General features: G+C 72.6%; 12 protein-coding genes and 1 pseudogene. 9 read left to right on the forward strand and 4 right to left on the reverse strand.

Going from position 1 to position 13607, the window contains the following annotated elements; all coding sequences use genetic code 11:
• Positions 1-228 precede the first annotated feature (228 nt).
• Positions 229-729 (forward strand): hypothetical protein, encoded by a 501-nt coding sequence (locus IH61_RS0138485; RefSeq protein WP_031078806.1) that lies wholly within the window; start codon positions 229-231, stop codon positions 727-729.
• 38 nt (positions 730-767) lie between these two features.
• Positions 768-1179, forward strand: a pseudogene (locus IH61_RS45360) (transposase).
• 191 nt (positions 1180-1370) lie between these two features.
• Here IH61_RS45360 and IH61_RS0138495 read toward each other — a convergent pair.
• Together IH61_RS0138495 and IH61_RS0138500 are read right to left on the reverse strand one after the other, a co-directional pair.
• Positions 1371-2795 carry a DUF2252 domain-containing protein gene (locus IH61_RS0138495; protein ID WP_031078808.1) on the reverse strand — a complete coding sequence of 475 codons (1425 nt, stop codon included), beginning with the start codon at positions 2793-2795 and terminating at the stop codon, positions 1371-1373.
• Between the two features lie 126 nt (positions 2796-2921).
• On the reverse strand, positions 2922-3704 hold the full coding sequence (locus IH61_RS0138500; protein ID WP_031078809.1) for an SGNH/GDSL hydrolase family protein: 783 nt from the start codon (positions 3702-3704) through the stop codon (positions 2922-2924).
• A 141-nt stretch (positions 3705-3845) separates the two neighbouring features.
• On the opposite strand from IH61_RS0138500, the gene IH61_RS0138505 reads away from it, so the two are divergent.
• The 4 genes from IH61_RS0138505 (at position 3846) to IH61_RS0138520 (ending at position 7750) form a co-directional block, all read left to right on the forward strand.
• Positions 3846-4739, forward strand: coding sequence for a 4Fe-4S domain-containing protein (locus IH61_RS0138505; RefSeq protein ID WP_031078810.1), 894 nt, complete (start codon positions 3846-3848; stop codon positions 4737-4739).
• A gap of 165 nt (positions 4740-4904) precedes the next feature.
• Entirely contained in the window at positions 4905-5729 is an 825-nt protein-coding gene (gene ddaH, locus IH61_RS0138510; RefSeq protein WP_031078811.1) for a dimethylargininase, read from the forward strand.
• Positions 5730-5880: 151 nt separating this feature from the next.
• Entirely contained in the window at positions 5881-6612 is a 732-nt protein-coding gene (locus IH61_RS0138515) for a helix-turn-helix transcriptional regulator (protein WP_078911719.1), read from the forward strand.
• Between the two features lie 7 nt (positions 6613-6619).
• A complete protein-coding gene (locus IH61_RS0138520; protein ID WP_031078814.1) occupies positions 6620-7750 on the forward strand; it encodes an aminotransferase class I/II-fold pyridoxal phosphate-dependent enzyme in 1131 nt (376 codons plus the stop codon).
• A gap of 129 nt (positions 7751-7879) precedes the next feature.
• On the opposite strand, the gene nagB is transcribed toward IH61_RS0138520, so the two are convergent.
• Positions 7880-8662 (reverse strand): glucosamine-6-phosphate deaminase, encoded by a 783-nt coding sequence (nagB, locus tag IH61_RS0138525; RefSeq protein WP_031078816.1) that lies wholly within the window; start codon positions 8660-8662, stop codon positions 7880-7882.
• Positions 8663-9295: 633 nt separating this feature from the next.
• Here nagB and IH61_RS49835 point away from each other — a divergent pair.
• The 3 genes from IH61_RS49835 to IH61_RS0138540 all read left to right on the forward strand — a co-directional run bounded on the left by IH61_RS49835 (position 9296) and on the right by IH61_RS0138540 (position 12712).
• Positions 9296-11176: an Ig domain-containing protein gene (locus tag IH61_RS49835; protein WP_267884093.1), complete on the forward strand. Its 1881-nt coding sequence runs from the start codon at positions 9296-9298 to the stop codon at positions 11174-11176.
• A gap of 136 nt (positions 11177-11312) precedes the next feature.
• Complete coding sequence (locus tag IH61_RS0138535; RefSeq protein WP_031078821.1) at positions 11313-11789, forward strand: hypothetical protein; 477 nt, start codon at positions 11313-11315, stop codon at positions 11787-11789.
• A 47-nt stretch (positions 11790-11836) separates the two neighbouring features.
• Positions 11837-12712, forward strand: coding sequence for an NAD-dependent protein deacetylase (locus IH61_RS0138540; RefSeq protein ID WP_031078824.1), 876 nt, complete (start codon positions 11837-11839; stop codon positions 12710-12712).
• Here IH61_RS0138540 and IH61_RS0138545 read toward each other — a convergent pair.
• Positions 12690-13526 carry a hypothetical protein gene (locus tag IH61_RS0138545; RefSeq protein ID WP_031078826.1) on the reverse strand — a complete coding sequence of 279 codons (837 nt, stop codon included), beginning with the start codon at positions 13524-13526 and terminating at the stop codon, positions 12690-12692. The genes IH61_RS0138540 and IH61_RS0138545 overlap by 23 nt on opposite strands.
• Between the last annotated feature and the right edge of the window lie 81 nt (positions 13527-13607).

A 13607-nucleotide genomic window follows, 5' to 3' on the forward strand; every position in this document is an offset into this window, starting at 1 on the left:
CCGCCGCACCCCCACCCCCTAGCCCGCGTCCGGCCGGACAGGGCCTCGAGCGCGCACTACGCTGGTCCGTCGAACACGAAGCGACGGGGGGCCGAAGTGAAGCGCCTGAGGTGGGTCGGGGTCGTACTCGCGGTGGCGGCGTCGGTGAGCGGATGCAGCAGCGCGCCGGCGCCGACGCCACCCGTGGGCTCCGATACGCAGCCGCGCCAGCGCCCGTACCGCCTGGCAATGCCGGAGACCCTGGTGCACGGCAGCTACGCCCGCCACGACGCGTCACCGCCGGACCCCAAGCTGGCACAGGCGATGTCCGACCAAGTCACCGAAGCCACCCCCGAGTTCGCCGCCTACCTGCCCGTGCCCGAGAACAGGGGCGGACTGGCGGAGGTCACGCTCACGGGCGTCTACGGCACGGTGACGAACCCGGTGACGGCGCGCGAGCAGCTCCTCGACATCAAGGGCCGCGCCTACAACCTCCGCCGTGTCGTCGTCCCCGTGCGGACGACCACGCCGCCCGGGGCCCGCGAGCCGCTGCGCTGCCGGGTCCTGCTGATCCGCTGGTTGTACGTCAGCTCCGACAGCGCCCTGGCGGAGTGCAGCTGGGCCGACTCCTCCGCCGTGGTGGTGGTCGCCTCGATCTTCCAGCGCTCGGTCCAGCCGGAGGACGTGGACCTGGACGCCGTCGCCGCAGACGTGGCCGCCATGCGCGAGGAGGTTCGGGCGCCGCGCTAGGCAGTGTCCTGCCGATCAGTTGAGTTGTTGATACGGCTATGGGAGGCAGGAGTGATCTGACGGATGCCCAGTGGGAGCGCCTGGAGCCGTTCCTGCCGGTGAGTAACGGGCGTCGTGGCAGGTGGCGGGACCATCGCCAGGTCGTGAACGGGGTGCTGTACCGAAATACGGGAGATGCCGCTTCGGCGGATCCAGGCGGAGGTGGATGCGGCCGGCGAGATCGACTGGGACGTCTCGGTCGACTCGACGTCCGTGCGCGCACACCACCACGCCGCCGCTGTCCGACCGCCCGGATTCGACCGGGAGCGCTACAGGAAGCGCAACGCCGTCGTGCGGGCGATCAACAGACTCAAGACCTTCCGTGCGGTTGCGACCAGGTTCGACAAGCGCGGCTACATGTACCTCGGCACCCCTACCGTAGCCGCGCTCGCCATCTGGCTCCGCTCATGATCGCCAGGACACGGCCTACCCCGCCACCCTGCGCAAGGAGTCGGCAACATCGACTTCCTGCGCCACCACCTCCACTTGCCATGTCGTGCGCCCCGCTGGTGCCTCAGCGGGTTGGCGGGCGGCACGAGAAGTCGGCGGGGTCAACTTCTCGTGCGTCGGGGCTCTCCCCGTGGAGCGGGTGGGTGGGCCGGTTACACGCCGGGGTCGGTGGGGAGGCGGCCGGAGCGTACGGCGGTGAGGAGGTCGGCGTGGTCGGCTTCGGTGCGGTCGGCGTAGGCGACGGCGTAGGTGGCGATGGCTTCGTCGAGGGCTTCGCTCTTGCCGCAGTAGCCGGAGAGGAGGCCGGGGTCGGCGGTGTGGGAGTGGGCGCGGGCGAGGAGGGCGCCGGTGATGCGGGCGTAGTCGTCGAGTTGGGCGGGCTGGAGGGCGGCGGGGTCGACGCTGCCCTTGCGGTTGCGGAACTGGCGGACCTGGTAGGGGAGTCCGTCGACGGTGGTCCAGCCGAGGAGGGTGTCGCTGACGACCTGCATGTGCTTCTGGCCGCGGACGACCCGGCGGCCCTCGTGTTCCAGGGGCTGGGCGCCGCCGCGGCCGGGGAGGTGGGGGAGGAGGGCGGAGGGGCGGGCCTCCTTGACCTGGAGGACGAGGGGCTGGTCGCGGTGGTCGGTCAGCAGGACGACGTACGAGCGGGTGCCCACGCTGCCGGTGCCGACGACGCGGAAGGCCACGTCCTCGACCCGGTGGCGCCCGAGGAGGGTGCGCACCTCGGCGGGCACGGTGGTCACGTACGCGCCGAGGGAGTCCGCGACGGCGGAGGCGGTGGCGTCGGTGACCTCGGTGAGCACCGGAGGGGCGGCCGTGAAGCGCCAACCGCCGTCCGCCGTACGGGTGGTGCTGCGGGCGGCGAAGCGGGCGCTGGTGTTGCCGAGGGCCTTGGCGCCGACGCGCTCGAGGACGTCGGCGAGGTCGTGCGCCTCGGCGAAGGAGACCAGCTGTTCGTCGGCGACGGCGTTCCAGGCGTCCAGCGCGGGCAGTTTGGCCAGGGTGCGCAGGGTGCGGCGGTAGGAGCCGGCGGCGTGGTGGGCGGCGTCGCGGGCGGTGGCCTCGTCGGCGCCGGTTTCGCGGGCGGCGAGGACGAGGCTGGTGGCGAGGCGCTTGAGGTCCCATTCCCAGGGGCCGGGGACGGTCTCGTCGAAGTCGTTGATGTCCATGACGAGCCGGCCGCGCGCGTCGCCGTACAGGCCGAAGTTGGCTGCGTGCGCGTCCCCGCACAGCTGGGCGGTCACGCCCGTGACGGGGCTGCCGGCGAGGTCGGCGGCCATCAGCCCGGCCGAGCCGCGCAGGAACGCGAAGGGCGAGGCCGCCATCCGTCCGACCCGGAGGGGCACCAGGGAGGCTATGCGGCCCGCGTTGGACTGCTCGAGCGCCTCGACGGCGCCGGGCCGCCCGGTGGCGGGCGCGAACTCGGCGTGGCGCTCGCGCGGCACCCGTTCGCGCAGTGCCTTGCCGCGCTCGCGCGCCCGCCCGTCCCGTTCCGTCGCGAATCCCGCGACGGCGAATCCCCGCCGCGCGCCGCTGACCGCCCCGGCCCTGGCCCCGTCCGTCGTCACTGCCACTGCTCCCCGCCCGTCCGTCCCGTTCCGACCATCGCCCGTGACCTGCACGGATGGTTCAACGGGGGGAGTGACGTCCGGGGAGGCGCGGTGGTTCCTCGGCCTGGGGACCCGTTCCGTGACGGGTCGTCAGAGCGGAAGCAGGTCGGGCCGCTTGGCCTCGACCTGGTCGCCCGAGGACTCGCCGCGCAGCCGCCGCCCGACCCAGGGGATGAGGTGCTCGCGCGCCCAGTGGAGGTCCTCGCGGCGCTGGTCGGCGGGCGAGAGCGGGCGTACGGCCGGCCAGGGCGCCTCGGGGTCCTGCTCGGTGCGCAGGCCCAGGGAGCGGGCGGCCAGGAGGGCGACGCGCTGGTGGCCCTCGGGGGACAGGTGCAGCCGGTCCTCGCTCCAGGCGCGGCGGTCCTGCACGGCGCGCAGCGACCAGAGGTCGGCCACCTTGCAGTCGTTGCGGTCGGCGACGGCGCGCATGTGCCCGTTGTAGGTGGCGATCTTGCCGCGCAGGTGCTTGAGCAGCGGCATCTCGCGGGTGTCGAAGCCGGTGCAGATGAGCACCGTCCCGGCGTTGGCGGCCAGTTGGACGACGGCGGCCTCGAAGCGCTCGGCGACCTCGTCCGGGTCGCTGCCGGGCCGCAGGATGTCGTTGCCGCCCGCGCAGAAGGTGACCAGGTCGGGCTGGAGGCGCTCCACCTGCGGCACCTGCTCGGCGGCGATCTGGTCGAGCAGCCGACCGCGCACCGCCAGGTTGGCGTAGCGGAACCCGCCCTGGGGGCGGCCCTGGGCGAGCAGCCCGGCGAGGCGGTCGGCCCAGCCGGCGAAGGCGCCGTCCGTGCCGGGGTCGTTCAGCCCTTCGGTGAAGCTGTCCCCGAGGGCTGCGTACGAACTGAGGTCAAGGGTCTCCTGGAGGTTCGGCATGACGTAGATAGTTCACCTCTTCAAGTAACCTACGCCACCGTAGGTGGCCCCGGCGGAACGTGAGATGGACCACGTAACCTCCCTACCCCGCCTCGCGAAGCCGTCCGATACCACCCGAAGTCTTCCGAAGGAGCACCCCCCATGCCCCCGACGCCCGCTTCCGGCCTGCCCGCCGACTGGTCCGTGGACGAGCGCTGCATGAACTGCGACGCCGCCCGCCAGCTCGCCCCGGAGTTGATCGAGGAGCGCGCCGGACGCTCCGCGCTCGTACGCCCGCCGAAGGACGAGGCCGAGACGCGCAGTCTCCTCGCGGCCGCCCACGCCTGCCCGACCCGCTCGATCCGCCCCGGCACGGGCGCCCTCACCCGGGACACCGACCCGTTCCCGCTCACCCTTGACGAGGGCGTCCTGCTGCTCGGCCACAACTCCCGCCGCACCGCGGGCGCCAGCTCCTACCTGTGCCGGCGGCCCACCGGCTGGCTGATGATCGACACGCCCCGCTTCTCCGAGGGCCTCGCCGCCCGCTACGAGGCGCTCGGCCCGGTCACCGACGTCCTGCTCACCCACGGCGACCACGCCGCCCACGGCCGCGCCTGGGCCGACCGGCTCGGCGCCCGGCTCACCGTCCACGAGGGCGACCTCGACGCCGCCCCCGATGCGGACCGGGTGCTGCGCGGCGCCGACCCGCTGGATCTGGGCCCCGGCGCCGTCGCCCACCCCTTCCCCGGCCACACCCGCGGCAGCGTGCTGTACGTGCTCGACGAGCGGCACTGCTTCACCGGCGACAGCCTCTACTGGTCTCGCACCACGGGGGACATCGAGGTGCACGAGTCCCTCACCTGGTACTCGATCGAGGAGCAGGCCGCCTCGCTGGCCCGCAGCCTGGACCGGCTGCGCTTCGAGTGGCTGCTGCCCGGTCACGGCGACCGCCGCCGGATGCCCGCCGAGGAGGTGCGGCGGCGGCTGCGCGCCCTGGCCGAGCGCTGCGGGGAGCTGCGCCCCTCGCCGGTGGACTTCACCGCCGTCCGCTGGTGACCCCGGGGCCGATCCGGGGCTGTGCGCCGGTGTTCGCGCCGGGTGCGCGGGGGTCTGCGCCCGGCGGGGGAGCTTGCGCGGGTGTGCGAAGGACGGTGCCGGGGCAGCCGCCCCTGGAACGTCCGCTACCGCGAACTCCCTTCCAGTCAAGGATGGTTGAGGACCATGCCCAACCAGATCCCGGAGCGCACCGCACGCCCGCGGCGCTACCTGATGTGCCGCCCGACGCACTACACCGTGGACTACGCGATCAACCCGTGGATGGACCCGGCGAAGCCCACCGACACCGCGCTCGCCCTACGCCAGTGGGAGCGCCTCCACCGCACCTACCGCCTCCTCGGCCACACCGTGGAGCTGATCGACCCCGTCCCGGGCCTGCCCGACATGGTGTACGCCGCCAACGGCGCGACCGTGCTCGGCGGCCGGGCGCTGGTCGCCAGCTTCCGCTACCCCGAACGCGCCCCCGAATCCGACGCCTACCAGGCGTGGTTCCGCGCCCGGGGCTACCGCGAGGTGCTCCGCGCCGCCCACGTCAACGAGGGCGAGGGCGACCACCTGGTGGTCGGCGGCCGGGTCCTCGCCGGTACGGGCTTTCGCACCTCACGCGCCGCCCATGCCGAGACGGCCCGCCTGCTGGGGGTCCCCGTCGTCAGCCTCACCCTGGTCGACCCGCGCTTCTACCACCTGGACACCGCCCTCGCGGTGCTCGCCGACGACCACGTCATGTACTACCCGGAGGCGTTCGACGCGGACAGCCGGCGCGTGCTGCGCACCCTCTTCCCGGACGCGATCCTCGCGGACCGGGAGGATGCCGAGCTCTTCGGCCTGAACGCCGTCTCGGACGGCCGCCGGGTGCTGCTGCCGGAGGCGGCGAAGAACCTGGCGGGGCGACTGGCCGAGTGCGGCTACGAGCCGATCCCGGTGGACGTCTCCGAACTGCTGAAGGGCGGCGGCGGGGCCAAGTGCTGCACCCTCGAACTCAGGGCGTAGCGGCGCTCGTCGCGGGCGCCGGCCCTGCCCGGGGCCGGCGCCCGGCACGATTCGGCATCTCAGGACCGAACGGATCGGAGCCGAAAGGATCGGAGCCGGACGTTCCGTCCAGCCTGGACGGAACGTCCGAGATGGACGTACAGTCCGAACCATGACCGAGAACGACACCGCCAGGGCCACGGCCCGGGCGACCGACCCCCGCGTACGCACCTGGGCCCCGGTCGCCCGGGCCGTGGCCCTGCTGCTCGGCCCGTACGCCGAGGTCGCCCTGCACGACGCCGTCGCCGACCGGGTCCTCGCCGTCTGGAACCCGATGACCGCCCGCGGCCCCGGCGACCCGTCGTACCTCGGAGAACTGGACGGCCTCGACCCCGCCGCCCCCGACGTGTACGGCCCGTACCAGAAGCTGCTGCCGGACGGGCGCAGGCTCTCCTGCGTCAGCGCCGTGCTGCGCGACGCGGACGGCCGCCCCTCCGCGGTGCTCTGCGTCAACCTCGATCGGGGGCCCCTGGAACAGGCCGCCGCCCTGCTCGCCGGTTTCGCCGCCCCGACCGCGCCCCGACCCGAACCGCTCTTCGAGCGCGACTGGACGGAGCGGATGAACGAGGTGATCGGTGGTCACGTCCGCGCGCAGGGGCGCCCGCTGGAGCGCTTCACCCGCGAGGACCGGCTCGCCGTGCTGCGCGAACTCGACCGCGCCGGCGTCCTGTCCGTGCGGCGCGCCGCCCCGGCCGTCGCCACCGCGCTGCGGGTCTCCCGGTCCACCGTCTACGCCCTGATCGCCGAGCTGAAGTCCGAGAGCCTGGCGTCCGAAATCCTGAAGCCCGAAACCCCGAAGCCCGAAACCCGGAAGTCCGAAACCCCCACGCCCGAGAGCGAGTGACCAGACCATGACCCGGCTGCCCGACTTCCGGCTCGAAACCTACTTCTCCCGCTGGGAGTTCACCGCCCGCCACCACCTCACCGCCTCCGACGCCCAGACCATGACCATGGCCGAACTCCTCGCCCTGGCGGGCCCCGAGGACCGCGAAGCCTGGGACGGCCTCGCCCTCGGTTACACCGAGACCTTCGGAGACCAGGGGCTGCGCCGGGCGATCGCCGGGATGTACGAGAACGTCGAGGCCGAGGACGTGCTCTGCTTCGGCGGCGCCCAGGAGGGCCTCAACCTCGCCATGCAGGTCCTGCTCGAACCGGGCGACCACGCCGTGGTGGTGACGCCCTGCTACCAGTCCGCCGAGACGATTCCGCTCTCCCTCTGCGAGGTCACCGGCGTCGCGCTGGACGAGCGGGACGACTGGGCGCTCGACCTCGACGCCGTCGAGGCGGCGCTGCGGCCCACCACCCGGGTGGTCTCCGTCAACTTCCCGAACAACCCCACCGGGAAGATCATCCCGGCCGCCGACTTCCTCCGGCTCGCCGAACTGTGCGAGGAGCGCGGTATCCGGCTCTTCTCGGACGAGGTCTACCGGGGCCTGGAGAGCGACCCCGCCCGGGCCCTGCCGCAGGCCGCCGACCTGTCCGACCGTGCGCTCTCGCTCAACGTCACCTCCAAGTCGCTGGGCCTGCCGGGCCTGAGGGTCGGCTGGATCGCCTGCCGCGACCGGGAGTTGCGCTCCCGCCTGGAGCGGGCCAAGCACTACACCACCATCTGCAACGCGGCGCCCAGCGAGGTCCTGGCGCGGATCGCCGTCACCGCCCGCGAGCGCATCCTGGCCCGCAACCGGGCGATCATCGCGGAGAACACCCCGCGGTTCGACGCCTTCTTCGCCGAGTTCGGCGAACTCTTCGACTGGCGTGCCCCGGACGGCGGCTGCGTCGCGTACCCGCGCTACCTCGGCGCGGACGGGGTGGAGGCGTTCTGCACGGGCCTGGTGGAGGAGGCGGGCGTGCTCCTGCTGCCCGCGAGCATCTACCGCTCCGAGCTGACCCCCACCCCCACCGACCGCTTCCGCATCGGCCTCGGCCGCCGCGACCCCGGGCCCGCGCTGGACGCCTTCGGGGACTGGCTGCGCAAGCGCTGACCCGGGAAGAAGTGGGTCCAGGGAAAAAAGTTAACCAGGTAAGGAAAGCCCGGGGTGCAGCCACCGAACGAATCGGTGGCCGCACCCCGGCGGTCACGCGCTGAACGGCTTTCACGCGCTAAGCGGCTCCTACAGCCCCTGCCACGCCGGCTTCGCCGCGTAGGTGTCGCGGAAGTAGCCCGCGAGCTTGAGCTTGGAGGCGGCGGCCTCGTCGACCACCACGGTCGCGTGCTGGTGCAGCTGCAGCGCCGAGGCGGGGACGACGGCGGCCAGCGGGCCCTCCACGGCCAGGGCGACGGCCTCGGCCTTGGCCTCGCCGGTGGCGAGCAGCACCAGGTGGCGGGCCTCCAGGATGGTGCCGATGCCCTGGGTGATCACGTGGTGCGGCACCTGGTCGATGCTGTCGAAGAACCGGGCGTTGTCCACGCGGGTCTGCCGGGTCAGGGTCTTGATCCGGGTGCGCGAGGACAGCGAGGAGCAGGGCTCGTTGAAGCCGATGTGGCCGTCCGTGCCGATGCCCAGGATCTGGAGGTCGACGCCGCCGGCCTCGGCGAGCGCGCGGTCGTAGGCGATGGCGGCGGCGGCGATGTCCTCGGCGTTGCCGTCCGGGCCGAGGAAGGAGTCCTCGGTCAGGCCGAGCGGCTCGACGACCTCGCGCAGCACGACGGAACGGTAGGACTCGGGGTGCCCGGCGGGCAGGCCCACGTACTCGTCCAGCTGGCAGATCCGGGCGCGGGAGGCGTCCAGGCGGCCGTCGGCGACCCGCGCGGCCAGGGACTGGTAGATCGGCAGCGGCGTGGAGCCGGTGGCGACGCCGAGCAGCGCCTCGGGCTTGTCGGTCAGCAGGTCGGTGATCGCCGCGGCGATGAGCTCGCCGGCCGCTGCGGGGTCAGGGACGATCACGATTTCCATACGGTCCACCGTTCTGAGGCGAGGCTGGCAAAGGCTAGCTGAGGTCTAGACCTCAAGGGTCTAGACCATTTTGCCGTGTTCGGGGTCCCCAGGTCCACCCGGGTCCGGCCCGCGGACGGCTCCCACGGACGGCTCCCGCGATGCTCCCGAGGTGCCCCCGCCTCGCCCCCACGCCGTCCCCGCGCCCCCGCGCGAAATCCGAATGCGCGCGAAGGTGCCTGCCCGAAGGGAATTCGCTTCGTGTGCCGGTGAATATCCCCCCGGCCACGGATGTGAAGAACCGGTGAATGGGAAACTCCTCGCCGATCGGTATTCAGTGAATGGTTACGCGCGTCAACTTCGCCTTCCATGTGTGACTTAACGGCGTTTCACCTGCCCCGGAACCGTTCTTAATGAACCCTTACCTTTCCCCGTTGACCAGTGTTCATCAGCTCTGCTTTTCTTCATTCCCAGCAGGCGGCCCCCACCGCCGGGCCGTCAATTCCGGAGTGCGGATCAACTCACCGGAATCGTCGCCCGACGGAATTCGCCGTCGGTTCCTTCCCCCCACAAAGGGATCGTCCCCGGCCTCCCCGGCCGCTCGGGCGATCGGTACGAGAGAGGGCACCCTCACCCATGGGTCACTCCCGCAGCATGCGGCGCGCCAGGTACGCGACGCTCACCGGAATCGCGTCCCTGGCACTCGCCGCCGCCGGCCTCGCCGGCGTGGCCGGGCCGGCCGCCGCACAGGACATCCCCGGTGTCGCGTCCAGCACGGGCAACGAGTTCAACCCCTGGAGCCCCCAGCAGGGCCACCCGTACCGCCACGGTGCGGTCCAGGGCCTCCAGCAGCACGAGAACTACAAGAAGTGGCTCGCCGCGAAGAACCAGGCGGCGGCCACCGGCCAGCAGACGCTGTCCTACGGCGGCGGCGTCGACGGCATCGGCGTGCAGAGCGGCCACTCCAAGGTCTACCTGGTCTTCTACGGCACTCAGTGGGGCACCCAGACCACCGACGCCAACGGCAACGCCAAGTTCTCCAACGACTCGGCCGGCGCCGCCGGTGCCACCCAGCAGATGTTCAAGGGCATCGGCACCAACGGCGAGACCTGGTCCGCCGACCTGACCCAGTGGTGCGACGGCCCCAACGTCGCCGCCGGCGCCGTCAGCTGCCCGTCGAACGCCAACTTCATCCCGTACCAGAGCGGCGGCGTGCTCTCCGGCGTCTGGTACGACAACTCGGCCGCCTCGCCGGCCCAGGCCAGCGGCCACCAGCTGGGCGTCGAGGCCGTCAACGCGGCCGCCCACTTCGGCAACACCACCGCCGCCTCGAACCGCGACGCGTACTACATCATCCTGTCGCCTCACGGCACCAACCCGGACGACTACCAGAACCCCACCACCGGGTACTGCGCCTGGCACGACTGGAACGGCGACACCACCCTCACCGGCGGTGCGGCCAGCTCGCCCTACGGCGACATCGCGTTCTCCAACCAGCCGTACAACATCGACCAGGGCACCAACTGCGGCGTGGGCTTCGTCAACTCGCCCGGCACGCTGGACGGTTACACGATGACTCTCGGCCACGAGTGGCAGGAGATGATGTCCGACCAGAACCCGGCGGGCGGCTGGACCAACCACGTCAGCGGCAGCAGCTACAACGGCCAGGAGAACTCCGACGAGTGCGCCTGGATCAGGCCCGGCAGCACCGGCGGCGCGGCCAACATCTCGTTCGGCTCCTACGGCACCTTCGCCGAGCAGGCCAGCTGGTCGAACGACACCAACTCCTGCGCGATCTCGCACGCCATCCTGAACCACGGCAACACCGTGACCGTCACCAACCCGGGCAGCCAGAGCGGCACCGTCGGCACCGCCGCGAGCCTGCAGATCAGCGCCAGTGACTCGGCCACCGGCCAGACCCTGACCTACTCGGCCACGGGCCTGCCCGCCGGCCTGTCGATCAACTCCTCGACCGGCCTGATCTCCGGCACGCCCACCGCCTCCGGCACCTCCAGTGTGACGGTCACCGCGACCGACACCACGAGCGCCACCGGCAGCACCAGCTTCACCTGGACCGAGTCCACCAGCGGCGGTGGCGGCAACGCGATCACCAACGGCGGCTTCGAGACCGGCAACACCACCGGCTGGACCACCACCGGCACCGCCACCGCCCCCGCCGGGGCCGCGCACACCGGTTCCTACGGCCTGCAGCTCGGCTCCACCAGCCCGACCGCCGACTCCACCGCCGCCCAGACCTTCACGGCGCCGACCGGCTCGAGCAAGCTGTCCTTCTGGTCCAAGAACACCTGCCCGGACACCCTGACCTACGACTGGGCGACCGCGACCCTCAAGGACAACACCACCAACACCACGACCACCGTGCTGGCCAAGACCTGCTCCGCGGCGGGCGCCTGGACCAACACCACGGCCACTGTCACCCCCGGCCACAGCTACACCCTCACCCTCGTCAACCACGACGACAACTACGCGGGTGACGCCACCTACACCTCCTACGACGACGTGACCGTCTCCTGACGAACGCCGCGCCGTACGCACCGGGGTGGGCCTCGCGCCCGCCCCGGTGCGGTTTTCTTTCCCGGGGGGGGAGCCGATTCGGCCTCCGGCGCGTCGAACCGGCACCGCTGCAACCACCCCTCCACAAGGAACGACCGTGAACCTGAGAAGACCCGCCACCCTCGCCCTGACCTGTGCCTCCGCCGTCCTGGGCCTGGTCCTCACCCTCACCGGCTGCGGCTCGTCCGGCTCCGCCGCCCCCGCCACCGCGTCCACGAGCACGCCCACGCCCACTCCCGCCGCCGTCACCGCCGGCGACGACGCCAACCGCACCACCGTCAAGGTCGCCGTGGGCACGACGGTCACCGTCGAACTGCACAGCACCTACTGGTCCCCGGCCGCCAGCTCCGCCCCCGAGGTCCTCGCCCCGACGGGCTCCCCGGCCCCGTCCCCGGCAACCTCCCCGTCCCCCTCCTGCCGCCCGGGCGGCGGCTGCGGCACCGTCGCCACCTCCTTCACCGCCCGCACCCCCGGCACGGCCCACCTCACCGCCTCCCGCACCGTCTGCGGCGAAGCCCTCCTCTGCGCCCCGGGCCAGCGCACCTACGACCTCACGGTCGACGTCACGGGCTGACCCCCCGCGCTCGCGCCCGGCCGAGGCCGAGTCCTACCCTGAACGGCATGGACGTGCCTGTGACGATCCCCGGCGCCACCGCGGCCGACGCGGCCGGGCTGCGGGCGCTGGTGCGGCTGCTGGCCGGGCGGGGCGTGGTGGTGCTCAGCGGGGCCGGGCTGTCGACGGAGTCGGGCATCCCCGACTACCGGGGCGAGAGCGGCAGCCGCCGGCGCGGCACGCCGATGACGTACCAGGAGTTCACCGGCAGCGACGCGGCCCGCCGCCGCTACTGGGCGCGCAGCCACGTCGGCTGGCGCACGATCGCCCGGGCCGAGCCCAACGCGGGGCACCGCGCGGTGGAGCAGCTGCGCCGCTCGGGCCACGTCGCCGCCGTGATCACCCAGAACGTGGACGGCCTGCACCACGCGGCCGGCACCCGCACCGCCGTGGAACTGCACGGCGGGCTGCGCCGGGTGGTGTGCCTGGAGTGCCGGCGCACCACCTCACGCGCGGAGCTGGACGAGCGGCTGGAGGAGCTGAACGCCGGTTTCCGGGCGGAGGAGGTGAAGCTCAACCCGGACGGCGACGCCGAGCTGGCGCCCGGGCTGGTGGACTGCTTCCAGGTCGCGCCCTGTCCGGCCTGCGGGGGAGTCCTCAAGCCGGACGTCGTCTTCTTCGGCGAGAGCGTGCCCAAGCCCCGGGTCCAGCGCTGCTACGAACTGGTCGACGCCGCCCAGGCGTTGGTGGTCCTCGGCTCCTCGCTCACCGTGCTGTCGGGCCTGCGCTTCGTGCGCCACGCGGCCCGCGCGGGCACGCCCGTGGTGATCGTCAACCAGGGCGCGACCCGCGGGGACGACCTGGCCGAGGCCAGGGTCGCCCTGCCGCTGGGCGCGGTGCTCACGGAGGCTTCGACCCGCGTCAGGGCGTCCGGGCCAGCTTGAGCAGGGACGCCTTGAGGGCGGCGACGAACCCGTCCCGGGTGGCCCGGTCGACCAGGTCCAGGGAGAGGTACGGGTTGAGGTCCTCCAACTCGACGAGCAGGAGCTCCCCTTCGGGCGTGCGGCAGGCGTCGACCCGCTGGATGCCGTGCTCGACGGTGTTCCAGGCGATGAACCGGCGGGCGAACTCCAGGTCCGCCGCGGTGGCTTCGTACGGTTCGAGGCGCCAGCGCTGCTCGGGGTTGGGCGCGTGCAGGGCGTACTGGAAGGCGTCGTCGACGAAGTAGAACGAGACCTCGTACGTGAAGGGGATCAGCGGCTGGACCAGGACGCCGCCCTCGTACCCGACGGTGTCGAGCTCCTCGCGGGGGACGGTCCGCAGGCCGATGGAGTCGGCGCCGAGCTTCGGCTTGACGACGTACTCGGGGACGACGGGCAGGCGGTGGAGGTCCTCGGCCCGGTCCACGGTGGGGATGACGGGGTACCCGGCGGAGGTGAGGTCGAGCAGGTACTGCTTGCCGGCCATGTCGCCGCGCCCGGTCAGCTGGGTGTGGACGCGGGTGCCGCGCTCGAGCGCCCGGGTGCGGAACTCCTCGTACTCGGCGGGGTAGTTGAGCACCGGGCCGCTGTTGCGGACGAGGACCACGTCGAAGCCGTCCATCAGCGCGACGGCGTCCAGCGGGTGGCACAGGGCGAGGTCGAAGTCCTCGCGCAGGCGGGCGGAGAGCGCGATGTCCTCGTCGCCGTACCGGCGGCCCCGGGCCGGGTAGGCGAGGTCGGTGACGAGCAGGACGCGAAGTCGCGGGGCGACGGACATATCTCTCCCGAAGATCATATTTCCGACTCAGGCTACTCCTGCGCCTGCCGGAGGCGGGGAGGGGTAGGGAGAGGCGGGGAG

Origin of the sequence: Streptomyces sp. NRRL WC-3742 (assembly GCF_000720635.1) — a bacterium.
In the GTDB taxonomy this organism is placed as follows: domain Bacteria; phylum Actinomycetota; class Actinomycetes; order Streptomycetales; family Streptomycetaceae; genus Kitasatospora.